The following is a 19499-nucleotide window of genomic DNA, read 5'->3' as shown; positions in this document are numbered from 1 at the left end:
TGAATTCATACGGCAGGAGAAACACGAGTCTATTCATTCCTGCAGAAAAGGGCCGCGTCATCAAAAGAATGCCGCAGCCGTCTCCGCTTGTCACAGCGCTCTACAGGGTCACGCGGATATTGCCCAGAAAATGCATCACCGCTGAAAAGCCCGCCCCGATCATCGTTCCCCGGCTCCCCAGCCGGGAGAAGGTGATTTCAAGCTGCTGCTTGTGGTAGGGGAGTGTACGCTCAGCCACTACCCGGCGCAGCGGCTCGCCGAGCCAGGGCTCCGCCTCCGATAAAGCGCCGCCGATAACGATCAGCTCAGGGTTGAAACTGTTGATCAGATTGGTCACTCCGATCCCCAGATACTCGCCGATGGAGTTGAAATGGCTTAGCGTATCAGGCTGTCCCTCAAGCGCATGCTTGACCAGTCCGGTCGTTGTGCGGGCCGGGAGGGAGAGGCCCGGGTTATCATAGGTTTTCTCGGAGGCATACAGCTCCCAGCAGCCCCGGCTCCCGCAGCTGCAAGGCTTGCCCTCCGCCTCAATGGTCATATGTCCGGTCTCACCCGCATAGCCGCGCGCGCCCTTATACAACTCTCCGCCAATGATGATCCCTGACCCGATCCCCGAGCCTGCACTGATATACAGCAGATGACGCACATCACGCGCCGCCCCGAAGTTCAGCTCCCCTTGCGCACCTGCATTGGCCTCATTATCAATCGTAACCGGAACCGCGAAGGCGCTTTCCAGAATCGAGCGCAGGTCAACCATCTCCCAGCCCAGGTTGGGTGCGAACAAGACAACGCCTTGCTCATCGACCATTCCCGGCACGCCGACACCAATGCCGACGAGTCCATAGTGGGAAGGCGGGGCTGTAGCTATCAGCTCCGAGATCATCTGCTGCATCACCCCGAGCACATAAGGGAAGTCATGGGTCTCCAGCACACGTTCCCGTTCATATAGAATGCCGCCTCCCAGGTTGCAGAGCACCGCCTTAAGCTGTTTCACGCGCAGCTCGATCCCGATCACACTTCCGGCCATTTCGTTAAAATGCAGCATCAGCGGCTTGCGCCCGCCGCTGGATTCCCCGGGTCCCGCTTCGGTAACCAGCTGCTGTCCGCATAGCTCAGCTACCAGATTGGAGACAGTAGCTTTATTAAGCCCTGTCATCTCGGACACCTTGGCCCGGGAGACGGGGGAATGCATACGGATGGTATGTAAAATAATCGATTTGTTAATTTTTTTGACCAGCGCCTGATCCCCGGTAACTTTCAAGCAGCACACTTCCTTTTACAATATAAGAATTATAGTTTCACACCATAACTTATCCTTCTATTTCACGCAGATAGGGTGCGTCCCGTGAGGCCGCTCTCCGCTGCGCGGGTATGCCCCCTAGTCTAGAATGAAGAGCGTAAAAATGCAACTATATCCGCTGAACCCGGACGATACCGGCGTTACCTGTCTTGGCATAACCGGAACTGCTAAGGGTGAAGATAAGCTTCGGAATTCATGCAGGAAAATGAGGAAAATAAAAATAAAAAAACTTTGTTTAACCAATATACAAAGTCAAAAAGATGTGTTAAGATGATCCTGTAAACGCTTGCGGGCGAAGCACAATATCGAGGAGGATTTTACAAATGGCTTATTTTGAAACAGTGAGCAAGGTCTCTTACGAGGGAAGCCGTTCCACCAACCCTTATGCATTCAAATTCTACAATCCTACAGAAATCGTAGCCGGCAAAACAATGGAAGAACACCTGAAATTTGCAATGGCATACTGGCATACATTAACAGCTGGCGGTTCCGATCCGTTCGGCGCTGAAACTGCAGTCCGCGCTTGGGACAAACTGAGCACGCTGGACAAGGCTAAGGCCCGTGCTGAAGCAGCATTCGAATTCATGGAGAAGATGGACCTGCAGTACTACTGCTTCCATGATGTGGACATCGCTCCTGAAGGCGCATCCCTGCGTGAATTCTACAGCAACATCGACACCATCGTAGACATCCTTGAACAAGGCATGAAGTCCTCCGGCAAAAAACTGCTGTGGAACACGGCCAACATGTTCACCAACCCGCGCTACATGCACGGTGCAGGCTCCACCTGCAACGCTGACGTATTCGCACACGCTGCTGCACAGGTGAAGAAGGGTCTGGAAGTGGGTAAACGTCTGGGCGCTGACAACTATGTATTCTGGGGCGGCCGTGAAGGTTATGAGACACTGCTGAACACCAATATGCAGCTGGAGCAGGATAATATTGCCCGCCTGTTCAGCATGGCTGTTGATTATGCGAAGGAAATCGGCTTCGACGGCCAATTCCTGATCGAGCCTAAGCCGAAAGAGCCTACCAAGCACCAATATGACTTCGATGCAGCAACCTGCATCGCCTTCCTGCAGAAATACAACCTGGATAAGCACTTCAAGCTGAACCTTGAAGCTAACCATGCTACACTGGCTGGCCACACGTTCGAGCACGAGCTGCATGTAGCCCGTATCAACGGCATGCTGGGATCGTTGGATGCGAACCAGGGCGATCCATTGCTCGGCTGGGATACAGATGAATTCCCTGCAAGCATCTACGATGCTACCCTGACTCTGTATGAAGTACTGAAGAACGATGGTCTGGGCAAAGGCGGAATCAACTTTGACTCCAAAGTACGCCGTCCTTCCTTCGAGCCTGAGGATCTGTTCCTGGCACATATCTCCGGTATGGATGTATACGCTAAGGGCCTGAAGGTAGCTGCCAAGCTGCTGGAAGACGGCGTATTCGAGAACTTCATCGCTGAGCGTTACAGCAGCTTCAACGAAGGCGTTGGCGCTGACATCGTATCCGGCAAAGCGACACTTGCTTCGCTTGCTGACTACGCGCTGAACAACGAGAGCCCGCGTCCGAACAAATCCGGCCGCCAGGAACTGCTGAGAGCTACGCTTAACCAGTACATCCTGACTGCTGAATAAGACGGTACCGGGTTTGCGGGACCAACCGCAGATTCATTAGAGAATACACGCAACGGGGGTTGCTGAAGAGAGCATTCTTCGGCAGCCCCTTTTTTAATACTGGAATACTTGAGTGGCGGAATGGTTCGGATACTCTACAAGTACCCCATCAGATTTAAAATAGTGGATCAGACGCAAATCCCCTTCAAATCACATCTTTTTTCCAAGCGGGCGTTGTTCTTCAGGGCGTTTGGCTTAGCGTAACGGACTGAGGTGCTGTTATTTGGGAAGAAAGTCGCCAATTGGGCGAGTAACGGACTCCACAGGCCTTATTCTTTGCACTTCAGCACCGAAACGTCTCATAGAGAGACTATAAGGTCGCCTGAGTCCGTTAAGCTGCAAAAAGTGGCGTTTTCGCAGGGATAAGACCTCTCCGGTCCGTTTGATTTTGGATTGATAGGGTTTAACAAGCTTATTCATCCTTTTTAATCTGATGCTCTACTAGGACTGTGTGAGTGTATTTTGTGCAATAGAATGCTCTGCTTTGGCTGGAAAACAGCATTCTGCTGTATTTCGTACAACAGATGTTCGAGAATCATGTGCAAAACAGACCTATTAAGAAATTCTAGTGTACAAAGTGCAATAGCTTACGATTTTCGGCCGATTTAACGAGAATCTATTGCAGGAAATACAATCGCTGCCGTAATTTAGGCGTACCTCTCGCTGCACTTTCGCCGTACCTTTAGTGGAAGGTGCTTTTGAACGGCTGCGGAGAAGTTTCATAAGAAGAATTGCTTCATATAACTTTTAGGAGGATGACTATGAAATATGTAATCGGTGTCGATCTGGGAACCAGCGCGGTAAAGACTGTACTGGTAGATCCCCAGGGCAAGGTGGCTTTTGAGCATTCTGAGGCGTATCCGCTCAGCAGACCGCAGCCGAACTGGAGCGAGCAGAATCCGGAGGATTGGGTCAAAGGAACGATTGCCAGCCTGAAGCGGCTGATGGAGGTATCCGGTGCGGAGCCTTCGCAGATTGACGGCATCAGCTTCTCCGGCCAGATGCACGGGCTGGTGCTCGTTGACGGCGAAGGCAAGGCGCTGCGTCCGGCCATTCTGTGGAATGATACACGGACTACGGCACAGTGCCGTAAGATTGAGCAGACACTCGGCGGCAAGCTGATTGATATCGCCCGGAACCGTGCGCTGGAAGGCTTCACGCTGCCGAAGATCCTGTGGGTCCAGGAGCATGAGCCGGAGGTACTCGCGAAGGCTGAATTATTCCTGCTGCCGAAGGATTATGTGCGTTACCACCTGACCGGTGACTATGCGATGGATTACTCCGATGCAGCCGGAACCCTGCTGCTGGACGTAGGAGCTAAGCAGTGGAGCGCTGATATTGCTGAAGCCTTCAATCTTCCGTCATCCATCTGCCCGCGGCTGGTGGAATCGTTCGACCAGACCGGAACCCTGCTGCCGGCGGTGGCCGAAGCCTCCGGCCTGCTGCCTACTACCCGGGTCTACGCCGGGGGGGCGGATAATGCCTGCGGCGCGCTGGGTGCCGGAATTCTGGGCGAAGGCCGGACAATGTGCAGCATCGGCACCTCCGGTGTGGTGCTGTCCTATGAGAGCAATAAGGATCTTAACCTGGAAGGCAAAGTCCATTTCTTCAACCACAGTGAGAAGGATGCCTTCTACATCATGGGCGTGACCCTGGCGGCAGGCCACAGCCTGACCTGGTTCAAGGAGACCTTTGCAGCAGACAAGAGCTTCGACGAATTGCTGCAGGGAGTGAACGAAATCACGGCTGGCAGCAGCGGTCTCTTGTTCACCCCTTACATCAGCGGGGAACGTACACCGCACCCGGATGCGAGCATCCGCGGCAGCTTCATCGGTATGGATTCCGGACATACCCTGTCCCACTTTACCCGGGCTGTGCTGGAAGGCATCACCTTCTCGCTGCGTGAATCGATCGAGATTGTGCGTGAATCCGGCAAGGAGATTACCGAGGTCGTGGCGATCGGCGGCGGGGCCAAGAATGAAGCCTGGCTGCAGATGCAGGCCGATATCTTCGGTGCAACGATTATCAAGCTGGAGAGCGAGCAGGGTCCGGCTATGGGCGCGGCTATGCTGGCAGCCTATGGTGCAGGCTGGTTCGAATCCCTGGGTGAATGTGCGGAAGCCTTCATCCGTCCGGCAGAGACCTACACCCCTAATGCAGAGCAGCAGGCACTATATGATGGAATCTTCGCTTTGTACCAGGAGGTATACAGCCAGACCCGCGGGCTGAATGAGAAGCTGGCTGCGTATCGCCAATAAGAATATCCGCACGGAATGACTGCCATCCTGTATAGGGTGGCAGCTTGTTTTCTTTTATACACATTATGGTATAAGCTTTGCTGTAAGCTCTGTTATAAGCTCTGTTATAAGCTCTGTTATAAGCTCTGTGAAGGGAGGCAGCCTATTGATCAAAGTACTGATTGTGGATGATGAGCCCAAGCTGAGGGAAGGGATGCGCACCTTAATTCCCTGGGAAGAGCAGGGGTATACCGTGGCGGCTACGGCGGCTAACGGTTATGAAGCGCTGGATAAATTCCGTGAGCTGGCCCCCGGGCTGGTGATTGCAGATATCCGTATGCCGGGCATGAGCGGGCTGGAATTGATCGCTGAGCTGCGTAAGGAGAATGCGGGCTGCCATGTGCTGATTCTTAGCGGCTATGCCGATTTTGAATATGCGAAGCAGGCCATCTCCTATCATATTGACGGCTATCTGCTCAAGCCGGTGGATGAGGAGGAACTGATCAGCTACCTGCAGGAGCTGCGGGAGAAGATCAGCCTGGAAGAACGGATCAACGAATGGCAGGCGCTGGAGCCGGCAAGAACCACCGAGATACTGGTGCGTGAGCTGTTGCAGGCGAAGGAAGGCGGAGAAGCCGCAGCCGAACTGGGCCTGGGGGATAGCAGCTGCGAAGTGGTGCTGCTGGAATTGAAAGGGCTTAACAAGGGCGAGGATGCCCGTGAAGAGTCGGTGAAGCGGCTAATGGAGCGGTACTGGCAGGAGCGGGAGGAGCGAGGCCTCTTCTTCACCCTTCCCCCGTATATGGGCATTCTGCTGAAGGAGCCGCTTCGGGATGAACGCGCCCGGGCGGCGCTCTGGCAGGAGCTGCACCTCCTGGTCTCGAAGGAAGGGCTGGAGTTCGTGGCCGCAGCGGGCGGGGCAGCCGGCCGGCCGGAGGAGGCCAGTCAATCCTTCGCCGCTGCACGTACCCGGCTGGAGGATGCCTTCTTCGGGCAGAAGAATACAGTGCTCTGCGGATTGCCGGACCCCTGGGAGGAGCCAGTACAAGTGACGGGCGAACCGGAGGAGCCGGACCCCGAGCGTGATATCGAGGTACAGCTGCTGCTGGCAGTGGAGGCTGGCAGCAGCGAGGTGGCAAGGGAGCTTACGCTGCAGATTATCCGCCAGCTGGTGCAGACCCAGCGGGACGAGACCTATATCAAGGATCAGCTGCTGCGGATAGTCAGCAGCACGATTGCCCGTCTGGAGGCGGCGAATCCCGAGCTGCGCCCGCTGATTGCCGGACAAGCCTCGCCGATGGGCGAGGTCTACAGCAGCAGATATCTGCATGATGCAGAGCGGCTGGTGTCGGGCTACATGGAGCAGCTCTCCCGGCTGACCGGCAGCGGAAGCGGACGCGGCGATGAAATTAAGCGGATTACGGATCTGATCCAGCGCCGGTATAAGGAGAATCTGAAGCTGGGCACACTTTCCGAGATTTTTAACTACAACAGTGCCTATCTGGGTAAAATGTTCAAGAACCAGGTCGGCGAACACTTCAACACGTATCTGGATAAGGTACGGATCGAGAAAGCTAAGCAACTGCTGTCTCAGGGCATGAAGGTCTATGAGGTGGCGGAGCAGGTCGGTTACATGAACTCCGATTACTTCAATGCCAAATTCCGCAAATATGTCGGCGTCTCCCCAAGTGCGTACCGCAAGGAGAACTAGATTTAAAGGACTTAACGAAAAGCAAAAAGAAGCGAAGGTGAAATTTGGAACTGTAGGAGCGTTAGCGACCGCCTTTGTCTCCAGATGTTATCTGCTGCAAGCCATATAATCAACAACATCTGGAGACAACAGCGGCCGGAAGTCCAAATGTTCACCGCAGTGACGACCAAGCTTCGAGTTCCAATCTTTAGACGAGCGCCAAGCTTGCAGAAAATCAGGTATGAGGCTTATGATATACAGGCTGTTCCCCTTCGTGCAGAAGATCCGGGAGCGGCCTGTTTGTATAGAGAGGGGAGATTGATATCAAGAAGCTGGTGCGGATGGTCAATAATATGAAGCTGAAATACAAGCTGATCTTCTTTTATATCATAGTGGTGATGATTCCCGTGCTGATTGCAGGGGTTATTCTGACGAATTATTTTCGGGAGGGAGCCTTGAACAGAGCGATAGATCAGGCCACCAACAACGTGGAAAAGATCAAAAGCCAGTTGTACAGCAAGCTGCGCGTCCCTACAGATATTTCGAATCTGCTCTATTTCGACGAGGATCTGGAGCGGCTGGTCAATACGCAGTATCCCAGCATTCTGGAGCTGACCAAGGCTTATCTGAATTATACCGATCTCAAGGAATATGTGCTGCGGTACCGGGAAATCTCCAATATCCGCTTCTTCATTGATAACCCCACGCTGGTGGACGATATGTCCATCGCGCCGGTAACGCCGGAGACCCGCAAGAGAAGCTGGTATACACAGGCTATGCAGAACAATCAGATCTACTGGATGTACATTCCCGACAAGGACCCGTATATCAACAGTCCCAAAGGGACCATCAACAAGCTGAGCCTGGTCCGCCAGGTACCCTACCCCGAATACAGCAAATCGGGAGTTCTGATGGTGCAGGTGAATCAGAATGAGCTGAACCAGATGCTGCACCAGGAGCCGTTCGAGACCATCATCATCGATGAGCAGGGCTATATTGTATCAGCCAAGAATCCGCAGCTGGTGGGCAGTACGGTGGATGCTTTTGACATAGGGATTGATGTGCAGGCGCAGTCGAAGGGTGTGTACACGACCCAGGTCAAGAACAAGGATTCCTACGTGATGATCGATGAGATGAACCCTGAGCTGAGTGTCAGCCGGCTGAAGATTATCTCGGTATTTGAGACCAAAAGCATTCTGAGCGACGCCAATAAGGTGAGTCAGCTGGGCCTGCTCATCGTGATCGGGGTGCTGCTGGTTGCCCTTGTACTGGTCTACACCATCTCGCTGCTGACGACCAACCGGCTGCTGCGGCTAAGCCGCCAGCTCAATCAAGTAGCCCTGGGGAATCTGAATGTCGTCTCCCGCATTGACGGAACAGACGAGATCGGCCAGCTCTCGCGCCAGTTCAACTACATGGTCGCCAGCATCAACCAGCTGATTAACCAGGTCATTGAGAGCAATGAGAAGAACAGCACGCTGGAAATCGCGCAGCGGGAGATCAAGCTGAAGATGATGGCCAGCCAGATTCACCCGCATTTCCTGTTCAACGCGCTGGAATCGATCCGGATGAACGCCCACCTGCGGGGAGAGAAGGAGATCGCCAATATCGTCCGGCTGCTGGGCAAGCTGATGCGCAAGAACCTGGAAGTGGGCCGCGAGCGGGCGCCTATCCGGGAAGAGGTGGAGATGATCCGTTCGTATCTGGAGATTCAGAAGTTCCGGTATGAGGACAGGCTGGAATATGAGATTGCCTTCGATCCTACCGCCGCCGAGGTCATGATTCCGCCGCTGATTATTCAGCCGCTGGTGGAGAATGCTGTGGTTCACGGTCTGGAGAATAAGGAAGGCACGGTGCATGTCAGCATCGCCATTACTCTGGAGGAGAACCAGGAGGTTCAAGTGATCGTAATGGATGACGGGATCGGCATGAAGCCAGGACGGCTGGCCGAGATTATGGAGGTCATCAGCAAGGCGGAGGAAGAGGAGCAGGGACGGATCGGGCTGCGCAATGTGCAGCAGAGACTGACCTTATATTACGGAGCGGAGCACGGGCTGAGAATAACAAGCCGGGAAGGAGAAGGGACCCGGATTACATTTTCAATCCCGAAGGGACAGTGATTTGAAGTCTTGAGGGGGTAGAGGCGGGGAGAATGTCTAATTTCTATAGGTTTTTACGTGAAATCTGTTGGGTATTCTCTCCCCCGGCGCTGGGATAAGATAGAGCTATCAAAGCGAAGGGGGAATAATGATCGTGAAAGCGCTCACTGAAAGCGGTGTTACAGCAAATGAAAGCGTAACCCCCCGCCCACCTGCGAAACGGAATAGCGGATTTTGGAAAAGCGTACTCCAGCAAAAGTACTTATACCTGATGTCCCTTCCATTCGTAATCTGGGTGTTTATCTTCAGCTATGTGCCCATTTGGGGATGGCTTATGGCCTTCCAGAATTATAAGCCGGTCCGGTCATTCAGCGAGCAGAAATGGGTCGGACTGGACAACTTCAGGGAGCTGTTCCAGGATGAACGCTTCTATCTGGTATTAAGAAATACACTGGCGATGAGCATGCTGGGGCTGATCTTCGGCTTCGTGGTTCCCATCCTGTTCGCCGTCATGCTCAATGAGCTGCGCGGCAACGTCTTCAAGAGATCGGTCCAGACGATATCTTACCTGCCCCACTTTGTATCCTGGGTCGTTGTAGGCGGGATTGTCTACAAGACGCTTGCGATTGACGGGGGGATCGTGAATGATCTGCTGCTCTGGATGAATGTGATTGATGAGCCGATTCAGTTCATGGCCAAAGGAAAATACTTCTGGGGAGTCTTGACGGCTGCCGACATCTGGAAGGAAACGGGCTGGAACGCGATCATCTATCTGGCAGCGATTACAGGAATCGATAAAGAGCTGTATGAAGCGGCTAAAGTGGACGGTGCAGGACGGGTCAAGCAGATGTTCAATATTACACTGCCGGGTATCCGCACCACGGTTATGGTCCTGCTGATTATGAATATCGGCCATCTGGTCGGCATCGGCTTCGAGAAGCAATTCCAGCTTCAGAACAACATGGTTACCGATTATTCGGAAGTGCTGGATTTGTATGCGCTTAAATACGGGATACAGATCGGACGGTTCTCCTACGGTACGGCGATAAGCATGTTCACCTCGGTAGTGAGTGTCATCCTGCTGTTTACCGCCAACGGTCTGATGAAGAAATTTGCCAAAGAAAGCATTATGTAAGGAGGGGATCATCCATGAGCAGCAAAGCTTTTCAAATGTCAAAAGGTGAACGTATTTTCGATATTTTTCTCTACATCGCTCTAATCCTGATTATGATTGTGACGTTATATCCCTTTCTGAACGTGCTGGCGATTTCCTTCAATGAATCTACAGATACGGTCCGGGGCGGCATCTACATCTTCCCGCGGGCCTGGACTCTGGAGAATTACGAGCGGATCTTCAGCTATACGGGCTTGATTCAAGGCTTCAAAGTATCGATTCTGCGTACCATCTCCGGGACACTTCTCGGTCTGATCAGTGCTTCCATGCTGGCCTTTACGCTCAGCCGTCCGGAGTTCAGAGCCAGAAGATTCGTCTCGGTATTCCTGGCCCTGACCATGTATTTCTCCGGCGGGATGGTGCCGATGTACATTCTCATGAAGGACCTGAACCTGATCGGAACCTTCTGGATCTACATCCTTCCGGGTATGGTATCTGCGTTCAACGTCTTCATTATCCGCTCCTTCATGGACGGGCTGCCGTTTGCCCTGCAGGAATCCGCCAAGCTGGACGGGGCGAATGACTTTATGATTTTCTACAAAATCATCCTTCCGCTCTGTAAGCCGGTGCTGGCCACCATCGCCTTGTTCCTGGCTGTTGGGCAATGGAATGAATGGTTCACCACCTATCTCTACAACGGCAACAAACCGCATCTGACCACCCTGCAGTTCGAGCTGATGAAGGTCTTGTCTTCGACCAATCAGGGCAGCGGCATGGTGAATGCGAACGATATGGCCAGACAGATGGCGCAAATTTCACCGGAGTCGATCAAGATGGCGATTACAATTGTCGTAACGGTGCCTATTCTCGTGGTATATCCATTCCTGCAAAAGTATTTTGTCGGCGGTATGACGCTGGGTGCCGTTAAGGCTTAAGCCTTAACCCATGAGTGACAGGGAGAAGTTGCCTGGTTCAGTGCAGAGCCGGGCAGCCATCCCGCTTAGAGCTAAGTGTTAATTAGTGGAAACTTATATTTATAGTGGTTTTGCAAGCGTTCACAATGGTATATTCAGGTCTCACCTGATATGCATAGATGTAACATATTAAGATACAAGGGGGATACACAATGAACCGCAAGAGTACCAAGACGATCTTCACGCTCCTGCTGATGAGCTCGATGCTGATCGCCGGCTGTGGAAGCAACGGCAATAATGCAGCCAACAATACGACGCCTAACAACACAGGAACTACACCGGATGCCACTGCTGCAGCAGATGATACCGCTCTAGATACCACACCAACCACGTTCACCTTCTTCGGTGCGGATGCCAGTCCGAACTGGAACAAGATGCAGGATGATGTCGGCAAAGCCATTACGGAAAAGACAGGCGTAACGCTTGAAGCTGAATTCGATGTAGGCAGCGGCGGCGGGGACCAAAAAATCGCTATGATGGCGGCCAGCGGGGACGTTCCTGATATTATTTTCGCTAAAGGAAGTCTAAGTACCCTGGTGGATGCCGGCTTAATCATTGATATGACGGACCTGATTGACAAGTATGCTCCCAACCTCAAGAAGGTCTATGGCGAGAACATGAACCGTCTGAAATACAGCCTGGATGACCAGAGTATTTATCAGATTCCTACGAATATGGGTGTCGGCCAGAAATCCTTCGATGCCACAGGCGGATTTGAAATCCAGCATCGTGTGCTCAAAGAGCTCGGCTATCCGAAAGTGCGGACTGTAGCTGATTTTGAAAAGGTGCTTAAGGATTATGTGAAGCTGCATCCGGAAACCGATGGACAGCCTACCATTCCGCTGACACTGAACGCCGATGACTGGAAGATTATGATCACCGTGACGAACCCGGCCTTCACTACAACCGGCGCACCGGATGATGGTGAATATTATGTGGATCCTGAGACCTTCGAAGCGAAGCTTCACTACAAACGCGCCGAAGAAAAGGAATATTTCCGCTGGCTGAACGGCATGTACAATCAAGGCCTGCTCGACAAGGATACCTTCGTACAAAAGGATGACCAATACAAAGCGAAAGTGGCCAGCGGCCGCGTGCTCGGTCTGATCTCCCAGGAATGGGAATACTCCGACGGTGAGAATGCCCTGAAGGCTGCCGGTAAAGACGAGTACACCTATGGACACTTCCCTGTAACCCTGACCGAAGAGTATAAGGACCATTCCTTCATGCAGACCGGTATCGACGGCTACGGGATTGCGATCACTACGGCTGCCAAAGATCCTGAGCGGATCATCAAATGGCTGGACTGGATGTCCTCCGATGAAGGCCAGATCCTGAGAACCTGGGGGATTAAAGACAAGCACTATACTGTGGATGCCAATGGCAAACGCGAGGTTCTGCCTGAGATCCGTGACGGATTAGCCAATGATACAGCGAACACTCAGAAAAAAACCGGGATCGGCCAGTACCTGATCTTCGGTGCGCGTTATGGCGACGGGGTGAAGGATTCTACAGGCAACTACTACACCACAAGCTTCCCTGAGCAGATCGTCGCTTCTTACTCGGAAGCTGAGAAGGAATCCCTTGCCGGATACAAGGCGACTACCTGGAAGGACCTGTTCCCGAAAGAGGATGAATTCCCTGTAAAAGAAACAGGTGCCCTGTACAACCTGCCGGTTCCGACAGACGGCAAATATCAGGTGATCTTCAAAAAGACCCAGGATATCGTACGTAAACGTATCCCGGAAGCGATTCTGTCCAAACCGGCTGATTTCGATAAAGTCTACGATGCCTTCCTGGCCGAGCTGGACAAAGCCGGTGCTCAGGATATGGAAAAAGAATTCACTGAGCTTGTGAAGAAGAGAGTATCCCTGTGGACAGGCAAAAACCTGTAAATCTTAATGGGATGTAGCATGATTTAGAGTAGAGCAGGAGGCAGAAAGGCCCGACTTAGGTCAGGGCCTTTTGCTGTATTCAGAACTCTTAGTGGGAAGGATGAGGAGAATATGGAAGCTGAACACAAGAAAACCGCGTGGAGACTCAAATACAGACAGCCCGCAGCGGTCTGGGAAGAGGCGCTGCCGCTCGGGAACGGGCACATGGGGGCGATGGTATTCGGCGGTACGGGGAGAGAGCTGATCCGGCTGAATGAAGATACCCTATGGTCCGGGTTCCCCCGGGATACCAATAATTACGAAGCGCTCAGGTATTTGAAAAGAACCCGGGAGCTAATCGCTGCAGGCCAGTATGGTGAGGCCGAGGATATGGTGAATGCCCATATGCTGGGGGTCAACGCCCAGGCCTACCTGCCGCTCGGGGACCTGATTCTTACGCAGCCGGACGTAGAGAACTGTACGGCCTATGAAAGAGAGCTGGATTTGGATAGCGGAGTTGCCAGAGTGACCTATCAGACGGAGCAGGGCAACTTCACCCGTGAGGTGTTCATCAGCACACCGGACCAGGTTGGTGTCGTGCATCTGACGAGCGATCAGCCGGGAGGCATCCAGCTGGAGCTGGCACTGGACAGCCAGTTGCAGCACTGTGTTAGCCCGCAGGAAGGGAACCGGCTTGTATTGAAGGGACGCTGCCCCTCGCATATAGCTGACAATTACCGCCAGGATCATCCGCTCGCGGTGCTCTATGAGGAGGGGCTCGGAGTATCGTTCGAGCTGCACCTGCATGCACAGGTAACCGGAGGGAGCGTCCGGCAATCCGCAGGCAAGCTGGTGATATCCGGCGCAGAGCGTGTGCTCCTGCTGCTGGCTGCCGGAACGGATTATGAGGAGGTACGGTCCAGAGCAAGCCATAAGACGGCGGAGGCAGCTCAGTATTCCGCAGCCAGGGTAAGCCCGGCGGAGCTGTGCGCCGGCAGATTGACCGCTGCGGCCGGTAAGACATATGAGGAACTGCGGAGACGGCATACCGGGGACCACCAGGCGATTTTCCGCCGGATGGAGCTGGATCTCGGCGGTCACGAGGCGGATGAGCGGCCAACCGATGAACGTCTGGCCGCCTATCAGAACGGGGCGGAGGACCCGGCGCTGGAAGCATTATTATTCCAGTATGGCCGCTATCTGCTGATGGGCAGCTCACGGCCCGGAACACAGGCGGCGAATCTGCAGGGAATCTGGAACCCCCATGTTCAGCCGCCATGGAACAGCAATTACACGACCAATATCAATACACAGATGAACTACTGGCTGGCGGAGGTCTGTAATCTCAGCGAATTCCATCAGCCGCTGATTGAGCTGATTAAGGAGCTTAGTGAGACTGGAGCCAGAACGGCGGCTATTCATTACGGCGCTCGTGGCTGGGTAGCTCATCATAATGTTGATCTGTGGAAGGCTTCCACACCGTCTGGCGGAGATGCCAGCTGGGCCTTCTGGCCCATGGGCGGCGTGTGGCTATGCCGCCACCTGTGGGAGCATTACGAATTCACACCGGATATGAAGTATTTGGGTGAGACTGCTTATCCGCTAATGAAGGGAGCCGCTCTATTCTGCCTGGATTGGCTGGTGGAAGGACCGGAGGGCATGCTTGTAACCAGTCCGTCTACTTCGCCGGAGAACCGGTTTGTCACGGAGGACGGCAGGGCTTGCAGTATAACTAGGGGATCGGCGATGGATATGAGTCTGATCGCTGAGTTGATGCAGCACTGCCTGGAGGCTGCGCGTATTCTCGGCGTGGACGCTGAGTTTCAGGAGGAGCTGGAGCAGACACTCGCCCGTCTGTCTCCGCTGAAGATTAGCGGTGACGGACGGGTGCAGGAATGGCTCTATGACTTCGCCGAAGCCGAGCCGGGGCACCGCCATGTCTCCCACCTCTATAGCCTGTATCCGGGTAGCCGGATTAACCGGCGGGACACGCCGGAGCTGCTGGAAGCCAGCCGCTTAACGCTGAAGCAGCGGGTTGCTTCCGGCGGGGGGCATACGGGCTGGAGCTGTGCTTGGCTAATTAACCTCTATGCCCGGCTCGCAGACGGCGATGCGGCTTACGGCTATGTGCGCACGCTGCTAACCCGCTCCGTCTATCCCAACCTGTTCGATGCGCATCCGCCGTTTCAGATTGACGGTAATTTCGGCGCGGCCGCCGGGATCGCAGAGATGCTGCTGCAAAGTCATCTGGGGGAGCTTACGCTGCTTCCCGCGCTGCCGGGAGTCTGGAAGAACGGCCATATCAGCGGCCTGAAGGCGCGCGGAGGGTATACGGTCGACATGGAATGGCAGGCTGGAGTACTGGTCTTCGCGCGGATCACAGCCCGGTTCGATGGAACGCTGCGCCTTGGCTACGCGCAAGAGCTGCACCTGCAGCTTGCAGGCGGCCGCCGCCGGGCGCTGAACGGTGCGCTTGAGGTTAAGGCTGGCGGGGTGTATGTGGTAGGGGTGTGAGGAGAAGGGGGAATGCTGAAGGGATGTAAAACTATAAATAGAATGGAAAATAAATCCGATAGTATAGGAGGTAGTCTTTATAAGTAAGTAAGATTTATATATTAAATTAGAAGCCAGTGAGTTTTAGTATTCGGCGGGAAGGATGCTTATGGCGTCAACGAAGCTAGTATTTAATGAGGATGAAGTCAGGCGCCTGCAAACGAAGATCGGCCAGGTGAGTCAGGACACCAACCGGCTGTATCTTCAATTGAAGGGCCAGTCCAGTGGCTGGGGCGGTATTCCTATTGGCGATCATATGGTCAAGGCCCAGGTCCTGATCAATGAATTAACCGTCGAAGCGGAGAAATTAGAGGATATCATTCGGGTCGCCCTGAGAGGCGTCTCGGAGCTGCAGGAAGAGAATAAGCGCCAGGCGGACAAGTTGACGGGGCAATTTAATCTTTTGCTCGCTGCTTTCGGAAGCTTGGGACTGCAACCAGCCGCCGGACGGGTCTCTATTCCTGAATTTGTGCAGCGAAGTACGACGAACCTCATCACTTCGATTGCCGCTCTACCCAGAAAAGATGAACTCAGCAGCGACCCGGTGGTGCAGCAGCTCAGGAAGGTCATTCAGACCTCCGGCCTGCTGACCGTAGAAAGTATCGCTGCACAAAGTAAGCTAAACGATATCTTCGCTGCGCGCAATGAGATCGCCAAGGCCCAGATGGCCTTCAAAGTGTATCAGGCGTTCGGAAACCAGGCGCAGATGGAGGTTGTCCATGCGCAGGCAGAAGAAGCCCGGCAGAAGCTGGCTTCTCTCGGCGTAGTCAAGATCTACTATGAAGCCGGTAAGGATCTAAGCGCCCACTACAAGCAACCAGCGGTAACCGCCTGTGCGTATGATCCGTCGATCACAGCGGAGAAAGTTCCGTTACTACATAACGAAGAATATTTATTGCTCTTGCGGCTGGCGATGGAGAAAACCGCCGCCGGAGCTTATGCGCGGAGTCAGCTTGCAGCGAAGCGGCAGGAGATCCAGCTCGCTGCGGTTCTTAAGCAGGCGCAAGAGCAGATCGAAGCAGAGCGGCGGTTGAACGGGCCGCCGCTCACGTTGCCGGACGGCACGCCAATTACTGCAGACAACAAGGTCAATGAGACCACGTGGGACTTTTACGTTAGGAAAGTCCATGTGCCGAGTGAATTTCCGGCTCCGATACACACTTTGTATACCGGGTGGCTGGATGAGACTTACGGGCTTACACCAGTGGAGAGCCGAATACGCCAGTCGGGGGATGTGGTGCTGGCTTTTACCGAAGGCTTGGTAAAAGAGGTTGTCATGGGCGTGGCGGATACGGCAACCTTTGCCTTCAAACTTGTGGTAGACCCGGTCAAAACCACCACAGAAATGAAGCAGCAAGCGCAATATCTGATTGACCATCCGGAAGTGCTGGTGGAAGCGGCTAAGATGGCGTATCATCAGTTTGACGAGGGCACCCCGGAAGAGAAGGCGAGAATGCTGGGCTCGGTCGCTTCCATCCTTGTTCCTGGACTGCAAGTCACGAAGGCTGGCAAAGCAGGAAAAGTATTGGGCGAGGTAGAAGACGTCGTCAGCCAAGCGGCGAAGGATGCCCTGCAAGGGATTAAGCAGAAGCTCCCGAATCTGGGTCCGATGGTGCAGACGCCGGAAGGGTTTGTGTTCAAGATAGGAGAGATTCCTGATACTCCAGCCCTGCCGAAGACGCCGGTGCAGCAGCGGTATATGGATGGGTTGGAGGGTAGGGGGAAAAAGACAGGAAGATTAGAATTATCAGATTTTACCGAAGAATTAATGTTGACGAAGCCCAAATACGCTAGAATTCCAGAGAAATGGTATGCTAAAGGCGGGCATATTTCTATTGATTCAAATGGAGTTTGGACTTACACTAACAAAACGGGAATTTCAATAAGTTATCCCAATGGTTTCCCCGATTTTTCTAAATACTATCACCCGAATGTAAAGCCAGTAAAGATTGAGTATACTCAACCCAAAAATTATCCAAAGGATTATGAGGCGGCAAATATAGAAGCAGGGCTTAGTAAATCTTCGAATCCATCAGTGCCAGAGAAAAACAAGCCACCAGAAGGTTATACATGGCATCATTATGAGGATGGAAAGACAATGGTACTGGTTGAAAAAGATATACACGACGAATTTAAACATATGGGCGGACAGTCAATTGTAAATGGAACCGGAGGAGATTGAAGTGGAGATAAAAAGTAACAGCGAAGTTTTGACAGAAGCTAGGCTTCAAGGGTTTGAAAGCTTAATTGATGTCGAGCTTCCTCAACCCTACCGAAAGTTTTTGTTGAAATATAATGGGGGATATCCACGACCGTATTACTTTACTATTTCTGAAGAGCAAGGAATGGGTATGGTGAATATTTTCTATGGTATTGGTGAAATGTATGATAATTTAGAAAAGAAAATTGATATCTTTGACGAAATTATAGATACAGGTTTTCTTCCCATTGCGGATGATTCAGGTGGAAATCAAATCTGTCTGGGATTGTCTGAAAAATATTTTGGGGATGTTTATTTTTGGATTCATGATGAAGATCCGGAAAATATGGGCAATATGTACTTTCTTGCTACAGATTTCGAGGATTTTTTAGAGAAACTGTACAATGAGACTGATGAATAATGAGATTGTTATTCTCCGGTTATAAGCATTACTAGATGATACAAGCAGGTCAATTGTGGTCGAATCTCAACTATGATTGACCTGTTTTTTCTACCTGCGCTTTTGTCTATTCTTCAGGCTGGAGTTGTAAACGAAGGATTGTCAGCATTAACTAACTATAGAGTATACGGCTATGGCCGATAATATAGATTGCAGGAGGCGCGCGGATCATATGGGGAAGAGATATAGATCGCTGATGAAGACGGCGGTTGGACTTATGCTTGTGTGTGCAGCTATTCCGCCTGCGATGTACTGGGGATACGAGCATGCGTATGCTGCAGCGGATTCGGCGGTGGTGCAGACGACACAAGGCATGACGCAGAAGCTGGCCGGAGCGATGAGTAACCGCAGAGAGACGATTACCTTCACTTATCAGGGTAAGACCGCCAAGCTGAAAAGTGAGATCCAGACGGCAATTAATCAGGCGATGGGGAGCGACCCGTACCTGTATTATATTATTGACAGCTATGCCTTCTCATACCGTGGAAGCACGCGGGCTGTTCATGTGACGGTTCAGGTGGAATACCGGGAGACGCTGCAGCAGACGGCATATGTTAACAAGCAGGTGAAGGCTATTCTGCAGCAGATCATAACACCGGGAATGAACAATCACCAGAAGGTAAAAGCGATCCATGACTGGGTCGTGCTGAATTTGGAATACGATCACTCGCACCGCAAATACACCGCTTATGAGGGACTTCAGACCGGGAGTGCGGTCTGCCAAGGCTATACGCTGCTAACCTATAAGCTGCTGCTGGGAGCGGGCATTCCGAACAGAATTGTGGAAGGGACGGCCAGGGCCGCAGACGGTGTGACTCAGTCGCATGCCTGGAATCTGGTGCTCCTTAACGGGGCATGGTATCATCTCGACACCACCTGGGATGACCCGGACCCGAGTCCGGAGGGTGGAATCAGCACGCTCTATTATATGAGGACCGATGCCCAGATGCGCCTTGACCACACTTGGACCAAGACCTATCCGGCGGCCTCCATCAGTTATGCCCAGACCTTGACTAAGCTGGTCAATCAAGGGGGCCAAGGAGTGGAGGCATACAAGATGTTGCAGAAGGACCTGAATTACTGGCTGTATGAGGAGAATCGGGTGGTTTCGTCGGCGGATCAGCTCAAGGCGCTTGCGAAGCAGGCGGCAGAGGCCGGACAGCAATCGCTGCTTTTCCGTTATCGCGGAAGTGATAAACTGCTGAGGCAGGATCTTCAGGTGCTCTACGGGCTGGGACTGAATAACCTGGCCTTCAGCAGCTCGCCGTTCGAGAATACAGGAGATCTTAAGGTATATGTGACCTGGAAATAAAAAG

The 19499-nt window shown here is 52.8% G+C and carries 12 protein-coding genes; 11 read left to right on the top strand and 1 reads right to left on the bottom strand.

Features of this window, described 5'->3' with window-relative positions; genetic code table 11:
* Window positions 1–100 precede the first annotated feature (100 nt).
* Window positions 101–1261, bottom strand: coding sequence for an ROK family protein (locus MHH28_RS18065; protein WP_405104419.1), 1161 nt, complete (start codon window positions 1259–1261; stop codon window positions 101–103).
* A 362-nt stretch (window positions 1262–1623) separates the two neighbouring features.
* Between MHH28_RS18065 and xylA the strand changes: the two genes are divergently transcribed.
* The 11 genes from xylA (at window position 1624) to MHH28_RS18010 (ending at window position 19495) form a co-directional block, all read left to right on the top strand.
* Window positions 1624–2943, top strand: a complete 1320-nt coding sequence (gene xylA, locus MHH28_RS18060; RefSeq protein ID WP_405104418.1) for a xylose isomerase — start codon at window positions 1624–1626, stop codon at window positions 2941–2943.
* A gap of 800 nt (window positions 2944–3743) precedes the next feature.
* On the top strand, window positions 3744–5240 hold the full coding sequence (gene xylB / locus MHH28_RS18055; protein WP_405104417.1) for a xylulokinase: 1497 nt from the start codon (window positions 3744–3746) through the stop codon (window positions 5238–5240).
* Between the two features lie 145 nt (window positions 5241–5385).
* Window positions 5386–6930 carry a response regulator gene (locus tag MHH28_RS18050; RefSeq protein ID WP_405104416.1) on the top strand — a complete coding sequence of 515 codons (1545 nt, stop codon included), beginning with the start codon at window positions 5386–5388 and terminating at the stop codon, window positions 6928–6930.
* 320 nt (window positions 6931–7250) lie between these two features.
* On the top strand, window positions 7251–9029 hold the full coding sequence (locus MHH28_RS18045; RefSeq protein WP_405104415.1) for a sensor histidine kinase: 1779 nt from the start codon (window positions 7251–7253) through the stop codon (window positions 9027–9029).
* 127 nt (window positions 9030–9156) lie between these two features.
* Window positions 9157–10143, top strand: coding sequence for a sugar ABC transporter permease (locus MHH28_RS18040; protein WP_081751337.1), 987 nt, complete (start codon window positions 9157–9159; stop codon window positions 10141–10143).
* 14 nt (window positions 10144–10157) lie between these two features.
* Window positions 10158–11057 carry a carbohydrate ABC transporter permease gene (locus MHH28_RS18035; RefSeq protein WP_405104414.1) on the top strand — a complete coding sequence of 300 codons (900 nt, stop codon included), beginning with the start codon at window positions 10158–10160 and terminating at the stop codon, window positions 11055–11057.
* 191 nt (window positions 11058–11248) lie between these two features.
* Window positions 11249–12991: an ABC transporter substrate-binding protein gene (locus MHH28_RS18030; protein ID WP_405104413.1), complete on the top strand. Its 1743-nt coding sequence runs from the start codon at window positions 11249–11251 to the stop codon at window positions 12989–12991.
* A gap of 111 nt (window positions 12992–13102) precedes the next feature.
* Entirely contained in the window at window positions 13103–15484 is a 2382-nt protein-coding gene (locus tag MHH28_RS18025) for a glycosyl hydrolase family 95 catalytic domain-containing protein (RefSeq protein ID WP_405104412.1), read from the top strand.
* A 148-nt stretch (window positions 15485–15632) separates the two neighbouring features.
* Window positions 15633–17705: an HNH endonuclease gene (locus tag MHH28_RS18020; protein ID WP_405104411.1), complete on the top strand. Its 2073-nt coding sequence runs from the start codon at window positions 15633–15635 to the stop codon at window positions 17703–17705.
* Between the two features lies 1 nt (window position 17706).
* Window positions 17707–18144: an SMI1/KNR4 family protein gene (locus MHH28_RS18015; protein WP_405104410.1), complete on the top strand. Its 438-nt coding sequence runs from the start codon at window positions 17707–17709 to the stop codon at window positions 18142–18144.
* 211 nt (window positions 18145–18355) lie between these two features.
* A complete protein-coding gene (locus MHH28_RS18010) occupies window positions 18356–19495 on the top strand; it encodes a transglutaminase domain-containing protein (RefSeq protein ID WP_405104408.1) in 1140 nt (379 codons plus the stop codon).
* Window positions 19496–19499: the final 4 nt, after the last annotated feature.

The organism is Paenibacillus sp. FSL K6-1217, assembly GCF_045040735.1.
GTDB lineage: Bacteria > Bacillota > Bacilli > Paenibacillales > Paenibacillaceae > Paenibacillus_AQ.
The sequence above is the reverse complement of the archived record's forward strand: the minus strand, read 5'-3'. Positions and strand labels throughout refer to the sequence as shown.